The organism is Streptomyces sp. BK340 (assembly GCF_007827595.1).
In the GTDB taxonomy this organism is placed as follows: Bacteria; Actinomycetota; Actinomycetes; order Streptomycetales; family Streptomycetaceae; genus Streptomyces.
This window is the reverse complement of the sequence record NZ_VISR01000028.1, coordinates 49,587-68,443: the sequence shown is the minus strand read 5'-3', so window position 1 is coordinate 68,443 and position 18,857 is coordinate 49,587. Positions and strand designations below refer to the sequence as shown.

Annotated in this window: 18 protein-coding genes and 3 pseudogenes; 17 read left to right on the top strand and 4 right to left on the bottom strand. The window is 71.7% G+C overall.

Annotated elements, in window-relative coordinates; all coding sequences use genetic code 11:
* Window positions 1-33: 33 nt before the first annotated feature.
* Together FB157_RS36515 and FB157_RS36510 are read left to right on the top strand one after the other, a co-directional pair.
* A complete protein-coding gene (locus tag FB157_RS36515) occupies window positions 34-894 on the top strand; it encodes a helix-turn-helix transcriptional regulator (RefSeq protein WP_145885013.1) in 861 nt (286 codons plus the stop codon).
* 9 nt (window positions 895-903) lie between these two features.
* The gene (locus FB157_RS36510) at window positions 904-1,128 is read left to right on the top strand and encodes a DUF397 domain-containing protein (protein WP_145885012.1); all 225 of its coding nucleotides are present in this window, start codon (window positions 904-906) and stop codon (window positions 1,126-1,128) included.
* 81 nt (window positions 1,129-1,209) lie between these two features.
* Here the strand turns inward: FB157_RS36510 and FB157_RS36505 are convergent, their stop codons facing one another.
* A complete protein-coding gene (locus FB157_RS36505) occupies window positions 1,210-2,337 on the bottom strand; it encodes an 8-amino-7-oxononanoate synthase (RefSeq protein ID WP_145885011.1) in 1,128 nt (375 codons plus the stop codon).
* A 147-nt stretch (window positions 2,338-2,484) separates the two neighbouring features.
* Between FB157_RS36505 and bioB the strand changes: the two genes are divergently transcribed.
* The 5 genes and pseudogenes from bioB to FB157_RS36480 all read left to right on the top strand — a co-directional run bounded on the left by bioB (window position 2,485) and on the right by FB157_RS36480 (window position 6,703).
* Window positions 2,485-3,693: a biotin synthase BioB gene (bioB, locus tag FB157_RS36500; protein WP_145885010.1), complete on the top strand. Its 1,209-nt coding sequence runs from the start codon at window positions 2,485-2,487 to the stop codon at window positions 3,691-3,693.
* A complete protein-coding gene (locus FB157_RS36495; protein WP_145885009.1) occupies window positions 3,686-4,975 on the top strand; it encodes an adenosylmethionine--8-amino-7-oxononanoate transaminase in 1,290 nt (429 codons plus the stop codon). The genes bioB and FB157_RS36495 overlap by 8 nt, the downstream gene beginning before the upstream one ends.
* Before the next feature lies 1 nt (window position 4,976).
* Entirely contained in the window at window positions 4,977-5,693 is a 717-nt protein-coding gene (gene bioD / locus FB157_RS36490) for a dethiobiotin synthase (protein WP_145885008.1), read from the top strand.
* A 125-nt stretch (window positions 5,694-5,818) separates the two neighbouring features.
* Window positions 5,819-5,932, top strand: a pseudogene (locus FB157_RS48905) (lipase); the annotation flags it as partial.
* Between the two features lie 78 nt (window positions 5,933-6,010).
* The gene (locus FB157_RS36480) at window positions 6,011-6,703 is read left to right on the top strand and encodes a class I SAM-dependent methyltransferase (RefSeq protein WP_145885007.1); all 693 of its coding nucleotides are present in this window, start codon (window positions 6,011-6,013) and stop codon (window positions 6,701-6,703) included.
* Here FB157_RS36480 and FB157_RS36475 read toward each other — a convergent pair.
* Window positions 6,704-7,070, bottom strand: a pseudogene (locus FB157_RS36475) (fic family toxin-antitoxin system, toxin component).
* Between the two features lie 4 nt (window positions 7,071-7,074).
* Entirely contained in the window at window positions 7,075-7,317 is a 243-nt protein-coding gene (locus FB157_RS36470; RefSeq protein ID WP_145885006.1) for a toxin-antitoxin system HicB family antitoxin, read from the bottom strand.
* Window positions 7,318-7,488: 171 nt separating this feature from the next.
* On the opposite strand from FB157_RS36470, the gene FB157_RS36465 reads away from it, so the two are divergent.
* The 10 genes and pseudogenes from FB157_RS36465 to FB157_RS48900 form a co-directional block, all read left to right on the top strand.
* On the top strand, window positions 7,489-8,301 hold the full coding sequence (locus FB157_RS36465; protein ID WP_145885005.1) for an ABC transporter ATP-binding protein: 813 nt from the start codon (window positions 7,489-7,491) through the stop codon (window positions 8,299-8,301).
* Window positions 8,302-8,305: 4 nt separating this feature from the next.
* The gene (locus tag FB157_RS36460; protein ID WP_145885004.1) at window positions 8,306-10,873 is read left to right on the top strand and encodes an ABC transporter permease; all 2,568 of its coding nucleotides are present in this window, start codon (window positions 8,306-8,308) and stop codon (window positions 10,871-10,873) included.
* Window positions 10,874-11,021: 148 nt separating this feature from the next.
* Window positions 11,022-11,951: an LLM class F420-dependent oxidoreductase gene (locus tag FB157_RS36455; RefSeq protein WP_145885003.1), complete on the top strand. Its 930-nt coding sequence runs from the start codon at window positions 11,022-11,024 to the stop codon at window positions 11,949-11,951.
* Between the two features lie 45 nt (window positions 11,952-11,996).
* Entirely contained in the window at window positions 11,997-12,422 is a 426-nt protein-coding gene (locus FB157_RS36450) for a GNAT family N-acetyltransferase (protein WP_145885002.1), read from the top strand.
* Between the two features lie 143 nt (window positions 12,423-12,565).
* Window positions 12,566-13,921 carry a hemolysin family protein gene (locus FB157_RS36445; protein WP_145885001.1) on the top strand — a complete coding sequence of 452 codons (1,356 nt, stop codon included), beginning with the start codon at window positions 12,566-12,568 and terminating at the stop codon, window positions 13,919-13,921.
* Complete coding sequence (locus tag FB157_RS36440; protein ID WP_145885000.1) at window positions 13,918-14,931, top strand: hemolysin family protein; 1,014 nt, start codon at window positions 13,918-13,920, stop codon at window positions 14,929-14,931. Before FB157_RS36445 ends, FB157_RS36440 begins: the two co-directional genes overlap by 4 nt.
* Before the next feature lie 67 nt (window positions 14,932-14,998).
* Complete coding sequence (locus tag FB157_RS36435) at window positions 14,999-15,787, top strand: SGNH/GDSL hydrolase family protein (RefSeq protein WP_145884999.1); 789 nt, start codon at window positions 14,999-15,001, stop codon at window positions 15,785-15,787.
* Window positions 15,788-15,797: 10 nt separating this feature from the next.
* A complete protein-coding gene (locus tag FB157_RS36430) occupies window positions 15,798-16,154 on the top strand; it encodes a DUF4326 domain-containing protein (protein ID WP_145884998.1) in 357 nt (118 codons plus the stop codon).
* Window positions 16,155-16,213: 59 nt separating this feature from the next.
* Complete coding sequence (gene purB, locus FB157_RS36425; protein WP_145884997.1) at window positions 16,214-17,656, top strand: adenylosuccinate lyase; 1,443 nt, start codon at window positions 16,214-16,216, stop codon at window positions 17,654-17,656.
* Window positions 17,653-17,820 (top strand): annotated as a pseudogene (locus FB157_RS48900) (uracil-DNA glycosylase family protein); the annotation flags it as partial. The gene purB and the pseudogene FB157_RS48900, both read left to right, overlap by 4 nt.
* Window positions 17,821-17,852: 32 nt before the next feature.
* Here FB157_RS48900 and FB157_RS36415 read toward each other — a convergent pair.
* Window positions 17,853-18,854 (bottom strand): hypothetical protein, encoded by a 1,002-nt coding sequence (locus FB157_RS36415; protein ID WP_145884996.1) that lies wholly within the window; start codon window positions 18,852-18,854, stop codon window positions 17,853-17,855.
* Between the last annotated feature and the right edge of the window lie 3 nt (window positions 18,855-18,857).

The window sequence follows — 18,857 nt, the reverse complement described above, 5'->3', positions numbered from 1 at the left end:
TTTGGGCGGCCCGGAAGGAGTAAGGAGTAATCCATGCAGAACGGTCCCGCGGTGCGGCGTCGCAAACTGGGCGCCGAACTGCGTGCACTGCGTACCGGGGCGGGGCTCACCAGCGGTGAGGCGGCCCGTCTCGTGGGCTGGCACCAGTCGAAGGTGAGCCGCATCGAAACCGGCGCCAGCGGGGTGAAACCGGCCGACGTGCGGTTACTCCTCGACGCCTACGGGGAACGGGACGGCCAACTGCGTGAGTTGCTGCTGATGTTGGCGGGTTCGGAGGAGGCGGGCGGGCGCAGCCGCTGGTGGCACGCCTACCGCGGCATCCTGCCGTCCACCTACCGCGATTTCATCAGCCTGGAGTCGCAGGCGACCGGGATGCGCACCCTGGAGACCACGGTGGTTCCCGGCCTTCTTCAGACGCCCGAATACGCCCGCGCGGTCACCCGTGCGGCCCTGGACGGGGTGGACGCGGAGCGGCTGGACGCGCTGGTGGAGGTGCGGCTGGCCAGGCAGGACGTGCTGCGCTCCGATCCACCGCTGGAGCTGAGCGCCGTACTGGACGAGGCGGTGCTCAGGCGCGAGATCGGCGGACCGGAGGTCATGGCGCGGCAGCTGGACCGGCTGGTCGAGTGCGCCCGCCTGCCCCAAGTGCGCCTCCAGGTGCTCCCGTTCGCCTCCGGTGCGCATGTCGGCCTCACCGGGCCTTTCGTTATTTTCTCATTTCAGAGCACTTCCGATCTGGACGTGGTTGTTCTCGACCAGTTGACGAGTAGCCTCTACCTGGAACGGAAAGAAGACCTCAAGGCCTACCTGGAGGCCTTCAACACCCTCCAGATCCACGCCCTTTCACCCGAGGAATCGTTGGATTACATCGCCGGGATAGGCGACGGCGCGTAAGGAGGCACCATGCCAGCACTGCCTCGGAACGTCCCTGCCAGTACCGATCTGCACGACGTGCGCTGGCTGCGCAGCAGCTACAGCACGGGAGCCAACAACTGTGTGGAGACGGCCCGGCCGCACTCCGGCCGCTGGGCCGGACTGCTCGCCGTGCGCGACTCCAAGAAGCCGGCCGGACCCGCGCTGCTCTTCTCCCCCGGGAGCTGGGCGGGGTTCGTGACCGCGCTCCTATGATCCCGTTCCCACCCGTTCGGACCGACCCCTACTGATCAGATCCGATCACTTTCGTGCGATGCCCGGCCGTGTCACGCCGACTCATGGTCGCGTCTCGCCGATCACACGTACAGCGCGTTCGATCTCGGCCCCGGAGAGGTCCGCGCGGGCGGTCAGCCTCAGCCGTGAGATGCCGTCGGGCACGGAAGGAGGACGGAAGCAGCCCACGGCCAGGCCTGCCGTACGGCAGTCGGCCGCCCAGCGCACGGCCTGCTCCGGGGACGGAGCCCGCACCGAGACCACCGCGGCGTCCGGACGCACCGCTTCCAGACCCGCGGCGGTCAGGCGTGCGTGCAGTTCGGCGGCGACCCCACGGGCCCGTTCCGCCCGTGCCGGTTCGCGCCGCAGCAGCCGCAGCGCCGCCAGCGCGGCCCCCGCGGCCGCGGGGGCCAGACCCGTGTCGAAGATGAACGTCCGGGCCGCGTTGACCAGATGGCCGATCACCCGGGCCGGACCCAGCACCACCCCGCCCTGGCTGCCCAGCGACTTGGAGAGCGTGGCCGTGACGACCACGTCCCCGGCGCCCGCGAGACCGGCCGCGTGCGGGGCGCCCCGGCCGCCGTCGCCCAGCACTCCGAGACCGTGGGCGTCGTCCACGACCAGCCCCGCGCCGTGCTCCCGGCACGCCTCGGCCAGCGCGGCCAGCGGGGCCGCGTCGCCGTCGACGGAGAACACGGTGTCGGAGACGACGATCGCCTCTCCGCCGTGCGTGCCCAGCGCCTTGTCCACGGCCTCCGGGTCGGCGTGCCCGACCACCTGCGTGGTGCCCCGGGCGAGCCGGCAGCCGTCGATGAGCGAGGCGTGGTTGCCCGCGTCGGACAGGATCAGGGAGCCGTGCGGGCCCAGCGCGGTGACCGCGGCGAGGTTCGCGGCATAACCGGATGAAAACACGAGAGCCGCCTCGAACCCGCAGAAGTCGGCCAGTTCGCGCTCCAGCTCGGTGTGCAGCTCGGTGGTGCCGGTGACCAGCCGGGAGCCGGTGGCGCCGCCGCCCCAGGTCCGGGCGGCACGGGCCGCCCCTTCGACGACCTCGGGGTGGTGGGCGAGGCCCAGATAGTCGTTGCTCGCCAGATCCAGCAGCGGCGAGTCGGCGGGGCGCGGGCGCAGGGTCCGTACGAGTCCGGCGCGGCGACGCGCCTCGGCCTGCTCGTCGATCCAGCCGAACGCCATGGGTCCTCCGGGGCTTTTGTAGGTAGCGGACAGACCCTAGCGGCACGGCCGACCACCCAGGGTGTGGCAATACCCACACGGTGATCCGTCTCCGTTGTGCAATCTCTCCTTGGCCGGAAGCGGTCCCGTAGGACAGGATCGGGCCTCATGGACCTGCTGAACACGCTGGTGGACAAGGGGCTGCGGCGCGAGCTGCCGACCCGTGAGGAAGCACTCGCCGTGCTCGCCACCTCCGACGACGACCTGCTCGATGTGGTGGCCGCGGCCGGCAAGGTGCGCCGGCACTGGTTCGGCCGGCGCGTGAAACTCAACTACCTGGTCAACCTGAAGTCCGGGCTGTGCCCCGAGGACTGCTCCTACTGCTCCCAGCGGCTCGGCTCCAAGGCCGACATCCTCAAGTACACCTGGCTCAAGCCCGACCAGGCCTCCCAGGCCGCCGCGGCAGGCCTGGCCGGGGGCGCCAAGCGCGTCTGCCTGGTGGCCAGCGGGCGCGGCCCGACCGACCGGGACGTGGACCGGGTCTCCGAGACCATCAAGGCCATCAAGGGCCAGAACGAGGACGTCGAGGTGTGCGCCTGCCTCGGTCTGCTCTCCGACGGCCAGGCCGAACGGCTGCGCGAGGCGGGCGCGGACGCCTACAACCACAACCTGAACACCTCCGAGGCCACGTACGGGGACATCACCACCACCCACACGTACGCCGATCGGGTGGACACGGTGCAGAAGGCGCACGCCGCCGGTCTGTCCGCCTGCTCGGGTCTCATCGCCGGTATGGGTGAGACCGACGAGGACCTGGTGGACGTGGTCCTGTCACTGCGCGAGCTGGACCCGGACTCCGTTCCGGTGAACTTCCTCATCCCGATGGAGGGCACCCCGCTCTCCGCGGAGTGGAACCTCACCCCGCAGCGCTGCCTGCGCATCCTCGCGATGGTCCGCTTCGTCTGCCCCGACGTCGAGGTGCGCATCGCGGGCGGCCGCGAGGTCCACCTGCGCACGATGCAGCCGCTCGCGCTGAACCTGGCCAACTCCATCTTCCTCGGCGACTACCTGACCAGCGAGGGCCAGGCCGGCAAGGCCGACCTGGAGATGATCGCGGACGCCGGGTTCGAGGTGGAGGGCGCCGGCGAGGTGACGCTGCCGGAGCACCGGGCGACGGCGGCCGGGGGCGGCTGCGGGTCGCACGCCGATGCGGGCTGCGGGGCGCACGACGGGGCCGGGTGCGGATCCGTCTGCGGTTCGCACGAAGGAGCGGACGTGCACGGTACGGCGTCCGTACCGGCCACGAACGAGGCGCGGACCGACCTGGTCGCCGTCCGCCGCCGGGGTGCCGGAACGGACCTCGCGCCCAATGCCTGACCCGTCCGGCCTGAGCGTGCCCGAACTGCTGGAGCTGGACCGCCGGCACGTGTGGCATCCGTACGGTCCGATGCCCGGGCGCGCCGAACCGCTCGTCGTGGAGTCGGCGAGCGGGGTCCGGCTGCGGCTCGCGGACGGCTCGGGTGAACTCGTCGACGGCATGTCCTCGTGGTGGTCGGCGATCCACGGCTACAACCACCCGGTCCTCAACGAGGCGGTGCGCGAGCAGCTCGGGCGGATGAGCCATGTGATGTTCGGCGGGCTCACGCACGAGCCCGCCGTACGGCTGGCGAAGCTCCTTGTCGACCTGTCGCCGGACGGCCTGGAGCATGTGTTCCTGGCCGACTCCGGGTCGGTGTCGGTCGAGGTCGCCGTGAAGATGTGCCTGCAGTACTGGCGCTCGCTCGGCCGCCCGGGCAAGCAGCGGCTGCTGACCTGGCGCGGCGGCTACCACGGCGACACCTGGCAGCCGATGTCGGTCTGCGACCCCGAGGGCGGGATGCACGAGCTGTGGACCGGCGTGCTCCAGCGCCAGGTGTTCGTGGGCCCGCCTCCGGCCGATTACGAGGAGCCGTACGCACAGGAGTTGCGCGCGGCGATCGAGCGGCACGCCGATGAGCTGGCCGCGGTGATCGTGGAGCCGGTGGTGCAGGGCGCGGGTGGGATGCGGTTCCACTCCCCCGCGTATCTGCGGGTGCTGCGCGAGGCGTGCGACGCGCACGACGTGCTGCTGGTGTTCGACGAGATCGCCACCGGGTTCGGACGCACGGGTGCACTGTTCGCGGCGGACCACGCGGGTGTCACACCGGATGTGATGTGCGTGGGCAAGTCGCTGACCGGCGGCTATCTGACGCTGGCGGCGACGTTGTGCACGCCCCGGGTCGCGGACGGCATCTCGCAGGGCGAGGTGCCGGTGCTCGCCCACGGGCCGACCTTCATGGGCAATCCGCTGGCGGCGGCCGTGGCCTGCGCCTCCATCGAGCTGCTGCACGGGCAGGACTGGCGGTCGGAGGTCGGGCGGATCGAGGCGGGCCTGCGCGCGGGCCTGGCTCCGGCCGCGGACCTTCCCGGTGTCAAGGACGTCCGCGTCCTCGGCGCCATCGGGGTCGTCCAGCTCGACCACCAGGTGGACATGGCCGCGGCCACCCGGGCCGCGGTGCGGGAGGGCGTGTGGCTGCGCCCGTTCCGCGACCTGATCTACACGATGCCGCCGTTCGTCACGGACGACGCGGACGTGGCACGGATCGCACGCGCGGTGTGCGCCGCGGCGCGGGAGGGATGAGATGCCGGTACTGGTAGTCACGGGCACGGGCACGGAGGTCGGCAAGACGGTCACGACCGCGGCCGTTGCCGCCGCGGCGCTCGCGGCCGGGCAGTCGGTGGCCGTGCTGAAGGCCGCGCAGACGGGGGTACGGCCGGACGAGCGCGGTGACGCGGACGAGGTCGCCCGGCTCGCCGGGCCCGTCACGGCCACCGAACTGGCGCGGTTCCCGGAGCCGTTGGCTCCGGGTACGGCGGCCCGGCGGGCCGGGATGGCCCCGGTGCATCCGCACGAGGTGGCCGAGGCCGCGGCCAAGCTCGCCACCGAGCACGATCTGGTGCTGGTCGAGGGGGCGGGCGGACTGCTCGTACGGTTCGACGCGGCGGGCGGAACGCTGGCGGACGCGGCCCGGCTGCTGAACGCTCCGGTGCTGGTCGTGGCCTCCGCCGGGCTCGGCACACTGAACACCACGGAACTGACGGCCCGTGAACTGAGCTCGCGCGAGCTGGAGCTGGCCGGCGTGGTGATCGGCAGCTGGCCCGACGCCCCCGACCTCGCCTCCCGCTGCAACGTCATGGACCTGCCGGAGGTGGCCGCCGCCCCGCTGCTCGGCGCACTGCCCGCGGGGGCCGGGGCACTCCAGCCCGCCGACTTCCGCACGGCTGCAGCGCAGTGGCTGGCCCCGCGCCTGTACGGGACGTGGGACGCGGAGGCGTTCCGAATCCGGGAGGCGCCCTGACGGAGGGGTCCCGGGTGCGGGAGGCGCCCCGGGGCGTGTCCGGCGGATCAGGCCGGAGTCGCAGGGCCCGGCACGCTTGAATTCGCTCGCGCGGGGGCCTCCTCACGGCCGCATCCAGTCGTACGGACACCTCGGCGGAGCTGAGCGGGGCGGCCGACGTCGATGTCGGCTGCGTCTCGCGCACCGACATGAACAACGACCACGGCGTCTACGAACAGGTGCGCGGCTTCCTCTTGTGAGGCGCGACTCGTTCGGCGGGGGTGCGACGGGGGTGTACGGGGGACAATCCCCGTAGGCCCGTCCTCCGGGAGGTTGCCATGCGGCTGTCGTCGGCCGGTTCAGGCAAGGTGGCGCAGAGTCCCGTCCACCACCCGCTGTTCGCCCGTTACTACGCCCGGTTCAGTGTGGCCGCGGAGTCCCGGCTCGGGATGGCCGGGGTGCGCGAGCGGCTGCTCGCGGGACTGTCCGGGCGGGTGATCGAGATCGGCGCGGGCAACGGGCTGAACTTCACCCACTACCCGGCGGCGGTCGCGGAGGTCGTGGCGATCGAACCGGAGCCGCTGCTGAGACGGTTGGCGCTGCAGTCGGCGCGGCACGCCGAGGTGCCGGTCGACGTGGTGCCGGGGGCGGCGGAGGCGCTGCCCGTCAAGAGCGAGGCCTTCGACGCGGTCGTGCTGTCGCTGGTGCTGTGCAGCGTGCGGGACGCGCCCCGGGCCCTGGCCGAGGCACGGCGGGTGCTCAGGCCCGGCGGCGAGGTGCGGTTCTTCGAGCACGGCCGCGGCGGCGGCCGGATGATGACACTGACCCAGCGCGCCCTGGACCGGAGGCTGTGGCCGGCGCTCAACGGCGGCTGCCACCTGTCCCGGGAGCCGGTGGCCGCGCTGCGCGAGGCCGGGTTCGAACTCGGCCCGCTGCGGCGGATGCTGGTGCCGGAGAAGGGTCCGAGGCTGCCCGCCTCGTACTGCGTGCTGGGGACCGCCTGGCGGCCCGACGAGCCGGTCCGGCGCTGATCACAGGCTCCAGCGGCGCAGCTCCCCGGCGATGTCGTCGATGCTCGCCTCGCCGTTCTTGACCAGCCGTGCGAGGTCACGGACCTGCTCGGGTGTGGTGACGACCTTCAGGCCGCTGGCCACCAGATAGGCGTAGGCGACGGCCGAGGCGAACAGCGCGTTGGAGCGCTCCAGCGCGGGCACGTGGATGAGCAGCTGGAGCAGGGCCGCGGCGCGGGCGTGCGGGGTGTCGTAGACGGGCACGTCGAATATCTCGGCCCGGTGCCGGGCGACGGCGGCGACCAGCGCGCCCCAGTCGGTGACCTGCGGATCCCCCGCGTTCGGCGAGCATGAGCAGCCAGGCGAGGTCGATGCTGAGATCGTTCAAGGGATCAGCTGCGCCCCGCGCCGGAGTCGGTGCCGCGCGTCTCGGCGAACTCCTCGGCGAACACGGACTCGTACTGCTTCATGAAGTCGGCCGCGGCGTCCACGAAGGTGCGGCCGGCCTCCCCCGCGTCCTGTCTGACCAGCTCTTCGATGTAGCGGTTGACGCTCATGCCGCGGGCCAGGGCGCGCTCGCGGGCCGCGCGGGCGGTGTCCTCGTCCACGCGCACGTTCAGCTGGGTCTTCGCCATGGTTCGACGCTAGCGCCGAGGTGCTAGCAACGGCAAGGGCCACCGGACGGAAGGTGCCCCTTACACGGTCTCCTGGTCCTCGGGCCGAGGGGGGATTCCGGCTGTGCGACGGGTCACACTAGGCTCGGCCCCGACCATGAGTCGGGACGTCCAGGCGACCGGGAGGCGGTCTTGTCCACACCTGCTTCGGAGTACGCGCCGGGCCGGGCGCCGGACGGCGGGGTCGCCGCCCGCGCCCGCGGCCTGACCAAGGCGTACGGCTCGGGCGAGACGGCCGTGCTCGCCCTGGACTCGGTCGACGTGGACATCGCACGCGGCCGGTTCACCGCCGTGATGGGTCCCTCGGGCTCGGGGAAGTCCACGCTGATGCACTGCCTTGCCGGACTGGACGACGTGTCGGCCGGTCAGGTCTGGGTCGGCGACACGGAGATCACCGGCCTGAAGGACCGCGAACTGACCCGGCTGCGGCGGGACCGGATCGGGTTCATGTTCCAGTCGTTCAACCTCATACCGACGCTGAACGCGGCCGAGAACATCACGCTGCCCATGGACATCGCGGGCCGCAGACCCGACGAGAAGTGGCTGGACCAGGTCATCGACACCCTCGGGCTGCGCGGACGGCTGACCCATCGCCCGGCGCAGCTCTCGGGCGGTCAGCAGCAACGGGTCGCCTGCGCGCGGGCGCTGGCCTCCCGGCCCGAGCTGATCTTCGCCGACGAGCCGACCGGAAACCTGGATTCCCGGGCCGGGCTGGAGGTGCTGGGCTTCCTGCGCAGCGCCGTGGACGACCTGGGGCAGACCGTCGTCATGGTCACCCACGACCCGGGCGCCGCCGCCCACTCCGATCTGGTGCTCTTCCTCGCCGACGGGCGGATCGTGGACCGGATGGAGCGGCCGACCGCGGATGCCGTACTGGAGCGGATGAAGGCGTTCGACGTGGTGCGCGGACGGCTCGGCGACGACAGCATCACCCTGGAGGACTGACCCGGTGCTCAAGGCCACCTTGAGGAGCTTCCTCGCGCACAAGGGCCGGCTGGCGCTGTCCGCGCTGGCGGTCGTCCTGTCCGTCGCGTTCGTCGCGGGCAGCCTGATCTTCTCCGACACCGTCACCCGTACCTTCGACCGGCTCTTCGCCTCGACCTCCGCCGATGTGACGGTCGAGCCGAAGCAGGACCTGAAGTCCCCGGTGCCCAGCGGCGCGGTGCAGACCGTGCCCGCGGCCCTGAAGGAACAGGTGGCGAAGGTCGACGGGGTCGCGGCGGTGCACGCGGACGTGTCGGTGCAGAACGTGGTGGTGGTCGACGGCCACAACAGGTCGGTCGGCCCGACCACCGGTGCCCCGACCATCGCCACCTCCTGGTACGTCACCCACCGCAGCCCGGTGAAGCTGACCTCCGGTCATGCGCCGGACGGCGCGGGCGAGGCGCTGCTGGACGCGGACACCGCCGACAAGAAGCACGTGCGGATCGGCGACACGCTGACCGTCCAGGCGCAGCCGGGCACCTTCCGGGTCCGGGTCGTCGGCATCGCCACGTTCACCACCACCAACCCGGGCGCGGCCCTGGTCTTCCTGGACCCCGCGGTCGCCGCCCGCGAGCTGCTCGGCTCCGCCGGCCGGGCCACCAGTATCTCGGTGGACGCGGCCAGGGGCGTGAGCGACCCGGAGCTCAAGCGCCGCGTCGGCGAGGCCGTCGGCACCGGCACCTACGACCTGAAGACCGCCGACGAGCAGGCCAGGTCGGCCGCGGCCGACCTCGGTGGATTCCTGGACGTCATCAAGTACGTGATGCTGGGATTCGCCGGCATCGCCGTGCTCGTGGGCATCTTCCTGATCGTCAACACCTTCTCGATGCTGATCGCCCAGCGCACCCGTGAACTGGGCCTGCTGCGGGCCCTGGGCGCCGACCGGCGGCAGGTGCGGCGGTCGGTGCTCACCGAGGCGGTGCTGCTCGGTGTCGTCGGCTCCACGCTGGGCCTCGCGGCCGGGATCGGCCTGGCGTTCGGGCTGATCCGGCTGATGAGCGCGTTCGGCATGAACCTGAAGGCCACGGAGATGGTCATCGGCTGGGCGACGCCCGTCGCGGCGTACGCCGTCGGCGTCGGCGTCACCTTCGTCGCCGCGTACCTGCCCGCGCGGCGCGCCGCGGCCGTCTCGCCGATGGCGGCACTCGCGGACGCCGAAGTCGCCGGTGTGGGCAAGCCGTTGAAGGTGCGGGCGATCGTCGGATCCGTGGTCGGGGCGGCCGGCGCGGCCGCACTGGCCGGGTGCGCGGCGGCCACGAAGACCGCCTCGGCGGCCTCCCTGCTGGGCCTCGGCGTGGTGCTGACGCTGATCGCGACCGTGATCGCGGGGCCGCTGCTGGTACGCCCGGTGATCCGCGTCCTGGGCGGTGCCTTCCCCGCGCTGTTCGGATCGGTCGGCCGGATGAGCCAGCGCAACGCCCTGCGCAATCCGCGCCGTACCGGCGCCACCGCGGCCGCGCTGATGGTGGGTCTCGCGCTGGTCGGCGGGATGTCGGTGGCGAGCGCCTCCATGTCCGCCTCGTTCGACCGGCAGATCGACAAGACGCTGGGCGCCGACTTCACCGTCCAGAACACCAACTTCCTGCCGTTCACCCGGGAGATCACCGACAAGGTCCGCGGCACCGAGGGCGTACGGCTCGTCGTGCGGCAGCGGTTCGCACCCGTGGCCGTACGCCTGCCCGACGGCAAGCGGGTGGAGACGACCGCCGCCGGCTACGACCCCCAGGTGGACGAGGTCGCCCATGTCACCTACGCGGCCGGGAGCAGCGCGGCGGCCCTCGCGGACGGCGGCCTCGGCATGGACGTCACCTTCGCCAGGGATCACCACGTGCGCCTGGGCAGCACGCTTCCCGTCGAGTTCCCCGGCGGCCGCACGACCGAGATGAGGGTCGGCGCCCTCACCGACCAGGGCGGCAGTGGCGGATTCGGCATGCAGGGCGGGCTGTTCTTCGGCATCGCGACCGTGCAGAAGTACGTCCCCGGCGGCCAGGACGCGGCGCTCTACGTCGACAAGGCCGCCGGCACCGGCGCGGACCAGCTGCGCTCCCGGCTGGAGCGGACGCTGAAGCCCTATCCGCAGGTCCAGGTGCGCGACCAGGCCGACTACAAGAAGCTCGTCCACGACCAGATCGCCGTGCTGCTCTACCTGGTGTACGCGCTGCTCGGACTCGCGATCGTCATCGCCGTGCTCGGCGTGGTCAACACCCTCGCCCTGTCGGTGGTGGAGCGCACCCGGGAGATCGGGCTGCTGCGCGCGATCGGTCTCGGCCGCCGGCAGCTCAGGCGGATGATCCGGCTGGAGTCGGTGGTGATCGCCGTGTTCGGCGCGGTCCTCGGGCTGGGGCTCGGGCTCGTGTGGGGCGTGTGCACCCAGCAGGTGCTGGCCCTGCAGGGCATGAGCGCGCTCGCGATCCCGTGGGGCACGATCGTCGGGGTGGTGATCGGCTCGGCAGTTGTGGGCATCGTGGCGGCCCTGCTGCCCGCGCTGCGGGCGTCCCGGATGAACGTGCTGGCGGCGATCGCGCACGAGTGACGGCACCTTCTTCCGACTCTTCCGGGCGAGGCGCCTCCTCCCCTGGGCGAGGCGCCTGCTCCCGGGCGGCAGGCCTGCCCCTGCGCGTGGCGCGGGCGTGATGGAATCACGGGCACAGACTCAAGTCACCTGTTGTTGAGGAGAGTTCATGCCGCGCGCGTTCCGTTTCGGGGTCAGTCTGCTCACGCCGTCGCCCGCCGCCGAGTGGCGGGCCAAGTGCCGCCGCGCCGAGGAGCTCGGGTACGACGTGATCCTGGTCCCCGACCACCTCGGGATGGCCGCGCCGTTCCCCGCGCTGGTCGCGGCCGCCGAGGCGACGGAGCGGCCCCGGCTCGGGACGTTCGTGCTGAACGCGGGCTTCTGGAACCCGACCCTGCTGGCCCGCGAGGTCGCGACCACCGACGCGCTGACCGGCGGCCGGCTCGAACTCGGCCTGGGGACCGGGTACGTCCGGTCCGAGCACGAGGCGGCCGGGCTCCCGTACGGCTCCCCGCGCGAGCGGGTGGACCATCTGCGGCGCACGGTCGAGGAGCTGGACCGGCTGCTCGGCGCCGCGGATCACCCCGGCTCCGGGCTCCGCCCGGGCGGCGGGACCCCCGCGCCCCGCCCGGCCCGGAGCCGGGTGCCGCTGCTGCTCGGCGGCAACGGCGACCGGATGCTGCGCCTGGCAGCGGAGCACGCGGACGTCGTCGGCTTCACCGGGGCACGGCTGGTGCCGGGCTCCACGACGGGGAAGCTGGAGCCCGTCGACGCGGCGGGGGTGGACGAGCGGGTGGCCCGCTACCGGGAGCTGGCGGCGGGCCGGACGGAACCCGCCGAGCTGAATCTGCTCCTCCAGCTGGTGGCCGTCACCGACGACCCGGAGCCCGTGCTCCGGCCGCTGCTGGAGCGGCAGCCCGGGCTGACCCCGGACCGCGCGCTGGCGCTGCCCGTCGTGCTGGCCGGCCCGCTGGAGGAGGTCGTGACGCGGGTGCGGGCGCAGCGGGAGCGGTTCGGATTCTCGTACCTGACCGTCCTGGAGCCCCACATGGAGGCGTTCGCTCCGGTGATCGCCCGGCTGCGGGAGGAGTCCGCATGATGGAATTCCCCCGGCGCGAGCAGCCCGGTGTGCTGGGCTGGGTCCATGATCGAATCGAGCACACGTTCCGCCCGGCCCGGCGACCTCGACGCCGTCCTCGCCTTCTGGAAGACCGCCGCCGAGGGCACCAGCATCAGCGACGACCGTGCGGGAGTGGAGCGGCTGGTCGCCCGCGATCCCGGGGCGCTGATCCTTGCCGAGCAGGCGGGCGAGCTGGTCGGCACGGTGATCGCGGGCTTCGACGGCTGGCGCTGCCATCTGTACCGGCTCGCGGTGCATCCGGAGCGGCGGCGCCAGGGCATCGGCTCGGCGCTGCTGGCCGCCGCCGAGGAGCGGTTCGTACGGCTCGGCGGGCGGCGCGGGGACGCGATGGTGCTGGTCCGCAACGAGACCGCGCACCACGCCTGGCGGGCGGCCGGGTACGCGCCGGAGGAGAAGTGGCGGCGCTGGACGAAGCCGCTCACCGACTAGGCCGCTTTGCCCATCCTTTACCATTGGGGGAGCACTCGGCCCTCGATGAAAGGTTGTGAGCGTCCACCCATGGGCGATGCTCCCAGTCCGCGACACCGCGCGTTCCGCCCCGCCCTGTCCGATCATGGGACAGGGGTGACCCGATGACCGAAGTGCTGCTCCTTCTGGTGGCGATCCTGCTCTCGCTCGCCTGCGGCGGCTTCGTGGCCGCCGAGTTCTCGCTGACCACGGTCGAGCGGGGCGAGCTGGAGCGGGCCGTCGAGCGCGGCGAGCGCGGCGCGGCCGGCGCCCTGAAGGCCGCACGGAACCTGACGTTCCAGCTCTCCGGCGCACAGCTCGGCATCACGGTCACCAACCTGGTGGTCGGCATGCTCGCCGAACCGTCGATCGCCAAGCTGCTCGCCGGGCCGTTCGAGGCGTTGGGTCTCTCGTCCGCCACGGCGAGCACAGCCGCGCTGCTGCTGGGCACGGGGCTGTCGACGGTGTTCCTGATGGTCGTCGGCGAGCTGGTGCCGAAGAACTGGGCGATCTCCTCGCCACTGGCCGTTGCGAAGCGGGTGGGCAACCCGCAGCGCTGGTTCAGCGCCGCGTTCCGCCCCTTCATCACGCATCTCAACAACACGGCCAACCGTGCGGTGCGCCGGATCGGCATCGAGCCCGCCGAGGAGCTGGCCTCCGCGCGCGGGCCCCAGGAGCTGGCGGCCCTCGCCCGGCACTCCGCCAAGGCGGGCGCGCTGGAGGCGGACACCGCCGAACTGTTCGTCCGGACGCTGAACCTGGCCGACCTCACCGCGGAGAACGTGATGACCCCGCGCGTCCAGGTCGTCGCCCTCGACACCCTTGCGACCTGCGAGGACGTGGCGAACGCGACCCGGGCGACGGGCCTGTCCCGGTTCCCGGTCTACCGCGGCAGCCTCGACTCGGTCGTCGGCGTCGCCCACATCAAGGACGTCCTGGCCCTGCCCGCCGAGGAGCGGCCCCGCCGCTCGGTCACACAGGTGGTGCGCGAGCCCCTGCTGGTGCCCGAGTCCCTCACCGTCGACCGGCTGCTGGACCGGCTCTCCGGCAAGCGCACCATGGCCGTCGTCATCGACGAGTACGGCGGCACGGCGGGCGTGGCGACGCTGGAGGACATCGTCGAGGAGGTCGTCGGCGAGGTACGGGACGAACACGACCCGCACGAGACGCCCGACCTCGCCCCCGCCGGCGCCGACGAGACGGGCCGGGCCCTGTACTCCGCGGACGGCGCCGCCCGCACCGACCAGCTCGCGCGCGTGGGTCTGCGGGTGCCCGAGGGGCCGTACGAGACCCTGGCCGGCCTGGTCGCCACCGAGCTGGGCCGCATACCCGAGGTCGGGGACCGCGTCGAGGTGGCCGGCTGGCGGCTGGACGTGGTGGACGCCTCGGGGCGGCGGGCGGCCCGGGTGCTGCTGCACGCGCCGCTGGACGACGCGAAGGACACCGAGCGCGACGACGACAGGACGGAGGGGGCGCGATGACCGCCGTACAGCTGCTGATCGGTCTGGCGACGCTGGTCGTCAACGCCTTCTTCGTGGGCGCCGAGTTCGCGCTGATCTCCGTGCGCCGCTCCCAGATCGAGCCGCTCGCCCAGGAGGGCGACCGGCGCGCGAAGAGTGTGCTGTGGGGTCTGGAGCACGTCTCCGCGCTGCTGGCCGCCGCCCAGCTCGGCATCACGCTGTGCACGCTGGTCCTGGGTGTGGTCGCCGAGCCGGCGATCGCGCATCTGCTGGAGCCGGTGTTCCACGCGGTCGGCGTGTCCAAGAGCGCGGGCCACGCCGTGTCCTTCGTGATCGCCCTGACCCTGGCCACCTATCTGCACATGCTGCTGGGCGAGATGGTGCCCAAGAACATCGCGCTGGCCGAGCCCGTGCGCAGCGCGCTGCTGCTCGGCCCTCCCCTGGTCGCGCTCTCCCGGGCACTGCGGCCGGTGATCTTCGCGATCAACGCCTTCGCCAACGGGCTGCTGAAGCTGCTCAGGGTGGAGGCCAAGGACGAGGTCGCCGCGACCTTCACCGAGACCGAACTCGCCGAGATCGTCAAGGACGCCAGCGCGGCGGGACTGATCGACGACCGGGCGCAGGAGCGGCTGCGCGACGCCCTGGAGCTGGGCAGACGGCCGGTGCGGGACGTGGTGGTGCCCCTGGAGCGGGTGGTGTACGCACGCGTGGGCGTCACGGCGGAGCAGCTGGAGCGGCTGTCGGCCGATTCGGGCTTCTCCCGGTTCCCCGTGGTCGACGAGGGCCGCCGGATCGTGGGGTATCTGCATGTCAAGGACGCTCTGGACGCCATGCCCCGGGACACGCCGTTCCGGCTGCGCGACATGCGGCCCATCGCCCGGGTGCGCGAGAGCACCCCGCTGGACGACGTGCTCACCGCGATGCGGGGCAGCCGTACGCACGTCGCGGGCGTGCTCGGCGACGACGGACGGCTGGCCGGTCTGGTGACCATGGAGGACGTGCTGCGGGAGCTGTTCGCGCAGCCCGCGTGAGGGGCGTCCTGGATCGTCCGGGGTGACCGACCGCTGGGTATGGAGCCGGGATACCATCGCTGTCGCCATGCAGACGAATCCCATACCTCCCACGCACTCGAGCCTGGTCGCGGTCGGCGACTCCTTCACCGAGGGCATGTCGGACCTGCTGCCCGACGGCTCCTACCGGGGCTGGGCCGACCTGCTCGCCACGCGGATGGCCGCCCGTACCCCCGGGTTCCGGTACGCCAACCTCGCGGTGCGCGGCAAGCTCATCGGGCAGATCGTGGACGAGCAGGTCGAGGTGGCTGCCGCCATGAACCCCGACGTGATCACGCTCGTCGGCGGACTCAACGACACCCTGCGGCCCAAGTGCGACATGGGCCGGGTGCGGGGCCTGCTGACGGAGGCCGTCGAGCGGCTGGCCCCCAGCTGCGGGCAGCTCGTGCTGATGCGCAGCCCCGGCCGGCAGGGCCCGGTGCTGGAGCGGTTCCGGCCGCGCATGGAGGAGCTGTTCGCCTGCGTCGACGAGCTGGCCGAGCGGCACGGCGCCCTGGTGGTGGACCTGTACGGGGCGCCGTCGCTGGCCGACCCGCGCATGTGGGACGTGGACCGGCTGCATCTGACGGCCGAGGGGCACCGCCGGGTCGCGGAGGCGGTGTGGCAGACGCTCGGCTACGAGCCCGAGGACGGCGAGTGGCGCACGCCGATGCCGGCCACCGCACCGCCCGGGTGGGGCACCCGGCGGGTCGCGGACGCCCGGTTCGCCAAGCAGCACCTGCTGCCGTGGATCGGCCGTCGTCTGACCGGCCGCTCCTCCGGCGACGGCCGCCCGGCGAAGCGGCCGGAGCTGCTGCCGTACGAGGGACCGGCGTAGCGTTCAGGTCATGACCACCCGGGTGATCAGCCTCAGGGGCCGGATCCACGAGTTCGGCCCCCGGCTGGAGCACGCCCCAGCGGACGTCGTCTACGTGGGCCGCCGCTGGACCATGGGCGGCTGGGATCTCCCGCGCCACCCGCTGTACAACCCGTTCGCCTACGACACACCGAAGAAGAAGCGGGACGGCACCCGGGCCGAGGTCATGGCGCTGTACCGGGCCCGCCTCCTGGAGCGCCCGGAGCTGCTGGACCTGGTCCCGGACCTGCGTGGAAAGACCCTGGCCTGCTGGTGCGCACCCGAGCTGTGCCATGCCGGTGTACTGGCGGAACTGGCCGACACGGACGAAGTGGCGCAGCTCTCGTAGCATCCGCCGAACAACCCCATGGCGCTGGCCTGCACAAATCGCCAGTAGAATCCGTGTACGTGACTTCAGCGCCCGCCAAGCCCCGCATCCCGAACGTCCTCGCCGGACGTTACGCCTCCACCGAGCTCGCCACGCTCTGGTCGCCCGAGCAGAAGGTGAAGCTGGAGCGGCAGCTCTGGCTCGCCGTGCTGCGGGCCCAGAAGGACCTCGGCATCGAGGTGCCGGACGAGGCGATCGCCGACTACGAGCGCGTCCTCGACACCGTCGACCTGGCCTCGATCGCCGAGCGCGAGAAGGTCACCCGGCACGACGTGAAGGCACGGATCGAGGAGTTCAACGACCTCGCCGGGCACGAGCACGTGCACAAGGGCATGACCTCCCGCGACCTCACCGAGAACGTGGAGCAGCTGCAGATCCGGCTGTCGCTGGAGCTGATGCGCGACCGCACGGTGGCCGTGCTGGCGCGGCTGGGCAAGCTGGCCGGCGAGTACGCCGAGCTGGTCATGGCCGGCCGCTCGCACAACGTCGCCGCGCAGGCCACGACCCTCGGCAAGCGCTTCGCGACCGCCGCCGACGAGCTGCTCGTCGCCCACGGCCGGGTCGAGGAGCTGCTCGGCCGCTACCCGCTGCGTGGCATCAAGGGCCCGGTCGGCACCGCGCAGGACATGCTGGACCTGCTGGGCGGGGACGCCTCGAAGCTCGCCGAGCTGGAGGACCGGATCGCGCGGCACCTGGGCTTCTCGCAGGCGTTCACCTCGGTCGGCCAGGTCTACCCGCGCTCGCTGGACTACGAGGTCGTGACCGCGCTGGTGCAGCTGGCGGCGGCGCCGTCCTCGCTGGCCAAGACGATCCGGCTGATGGCCGGGCACGAGCTGGTCACCGAGGGCTTCAAGCCGGGCCAGGTCGGCTCCTCGGCGATGCCGCACAAGATGAACACCCGCTCCTGCGAGCGCGTCAACGGCCTGATGGTGATCCTGCGGGGCTACGCCTCGATGACCGGCGAGCTGGCGGGCGACCAGTGGAACGAGGGCGACGTCTCCTGCTCGGTGGTGCGCCGCGTCGCGCTGCCGGACGCGTTCTTCGCCCTTGACGGCCTGCTGGAGACCTTCCTGACGGTGCTCGACGAGTTCGGCGCCTTCCCCGCAGTGGTCGCCCGTGAACTGGACCGCTACCTGCCGTTCCTCGCCACCACCAAGGTGCTCATGGGCGCCGTGCGCTCGGGGGTCGGCCGCGAGGTCGCGCACGAGGCGATCAAGGAGAACGCCGTCGCCACCGCGCTCGCGATGCGCGAGCAGGGCGCCGAGCGCAACGACCTGCTCGACAAGCTCGCCGCCGACGGGCGGCTGCCGCTCGACCGGGAGCAGCTGTCGGCGCTGATGGCCGACAAGCTGTCCTTCACCGGCGCGGCCGCCGCCCAGGTCGGCGTGGTCGTCGGCCGGATCGAGGAGATCGTCAAGCAGCGTCCGGAGGCCGCCGGCTACACGCCCGGAGCGATCCTCTGACCAGATTCACCCAGGCGGAACTGGAGGCCGCCCGCGACCGTCTCGTCCCCGACGTGGTCGCGGACGGTCTCCAGGTGCTGTTCTGCGGCATCAATCCGGGGCTGATGACGGCGGCCACGGGCCATCACTTCGCCCGCCCGGGCAACCGCTTCTGGCCGGTGCTGCTTCTCTGCACTTCACCCGGACGAGTGACGACCTAGTTCCCGAAGGGGTCGGGCCCTTCCCAGTCGCGCTCCTCGGCCTGGCCCCAGCCAGCCGGAGAGGCCGCGCGATGATCAAGCCTGCGCTGGAGCACAGCGTCTGCCTTGGCTGCTTGCATTGCGGATTCGATCACGAACAGGCGGGCGAACTGATAGTCCTCGTGGGTAAGCAACTTGTGCCCTTCTTCCACGAAGAATCTGGCGTTTCCGCCCATGTAGCGCCCAACCTGAGGCGTCAGGACATCGAAACGCGCATACCGGGTGTAGTCGATCCCAAGTGCAGTCACTCGCATTGCCCGCTGCATCTCCTTAGTCACCTTCGTGACACTCGACAACTGCTTTGAGATGTCCTTGATATGACTCAAGAGATCAGTCAGGCGTAGCTTCTTGGCCTCCCTGTCCCCACCGATCCTGCGACTCTCGTCACGGTAGTCTTTGACATCACCGAACCGGAACGGCGGCCTGTAGGCCGACCGTCGAGTCTCGGTGTAGTGCTCGATGAGCTCCGTGAAGGCGATCGAAAGCGCAGCCATGGCTTGCGGAAGATCTCCCCCGTCAGCACAAGTCTGCGCGAATTGCAGAAACTTCACGGTCTGAGGCCGCGACACGAGGTCGATCATGTCGATCTGCGTGAACGACCCTCCAAAGATCATGGGGGTGGCGTCGGTGAAGAAGGTCAGCACGTCCGCGCGAACCTGGTCAATGTCTGTCGGGGATGGAACGGCACCGTGATGCTTGAGGTTGACCCGGAGCTTATTCATCCGCTCCATTGCTTTCTTGCTCGGCAGCTGCGTGTTGGGCGGCAGGCCGACTGCGAGCTTCTCCCAGTACTGAGAGAAGTTGATCTGGGTCGGAAGGCCGACCTGGAGGTGTTCCCCCGCAAGAACAAGGAACAGCTCGACTGCGTCATGAAAGGACAGCACAGCGGTTGCTGCGAGGGGCTGAGGCTGCCGAGACTGCGCCACGCCCTGCTCGTGGAGGAAGCGGATGAAGGCCAACCT

What these genes read in the sequence shown, in the direction of transcription:
- FB157_RS36515 (WP_145885013.1), top strand. Translation starts at nt 34, where the DNA reads ATGCAGAACGGTCCCGCGGTGCGGCGTCGCAAACTGGGCGCCGAACTG.
- FB157_RS36510 (WP_145885012.1), top strand. Translation starts at nt 904, where the DNA reads ATGCCAGCACTGCCTCGGAACGTCCCTGCCAGTACCGATCTGCACGAC.
- FB157_RS36505 (WP_145885011.1), bottom strand. Translation starts at nt 2,337, where the DNA reads ATGGCGTTCGGCTGGATCGACGAGCAGGCCGAGGCGCGTCGCCGCGCC.
- bioB (WP_145885010.1), top strand. Translation starts at nt 2,485, where the DNA reads ATGGACCTGCTGAACACGCTGGTGGACAAGGGGCTGCGGCGCGAGCTG.
- FB157_RS36495 (WP_145885009.1), top strand. Translation starts at nt 3,686, where the DNA reads ATGCCTGACCCGTCCGGCCTGAGCGTGCCCGAACTGCTGGAGCTGGAC.
- bioD (WP_145885008.1), top strand. Translation starts at nt 4,977, where the DNA reads ATGCCGGTACTGGTAGTCACGGGCACGGGCACGGAGGTCGGCAAGACG.
- FB157_RS36480 (WP_145885007.1), top strand. Translation starts at nt 6,011, where the DNA reads ATGCGGCTGTCGTCGGCCGGTTCAGGCAAGGTGGCGCAGAGTCCCGTC.
- FB157_RS36470 (WP_145885006.1), bottom strand. Translation starts at nt 7,317, where the DNA reads ATGGCGAAGACCCAGCTGAACGTGCGCGTGGACGAGGACACCGCCCGC.
- FB157_RS36455 (WP_145885003.1), top strand. Translation starts at nt 11,022, where the DNA reads ATGCCGCGCGCGTTCCGTTTCGGGGTCAGTCTGCTCACGCCGTCGCCC.
- FB157_RS36450 (WP_145885002.1), top strand. Translation starts at nt 11,997, where the DNA reads ATGATCGAATCGAGCACACGTTCCGCCCGGCCCGGCGACCTCGACGCC.
- FB157_RS36445 (WP_145885001.1), top strand. Translation starts at nt 12,566, where the DNA reads ATGACCGAAGTGCTGCTCCTTCTGGTGGCGATCCTGCTCTCGCTCGCC.
- FB157_RS36440 (WP_145885000.1), top strand. Translation starts at nt 13,918, where the DNA reads ATGACCGCCGTACAGCTGCTGATCGGTCTGGCGACGCTGGTCGTCAAC.
- FB157_RS36435 (WP_145884999.1), top strand. Translation starts at nt 14,999, where the DNA reads ATGCAGACGAATCCCATACCTCCCACGCACTCGAGCCTGGTCGCGGTC.
- FB157_RS36430 (WP_145884998.1), top strand. Translation starts at nt 15,798, where the DNA reads ATGACCACCCGGGTGATCAGCCTCAGGGGCCGGATCCACGAGTTCGGC.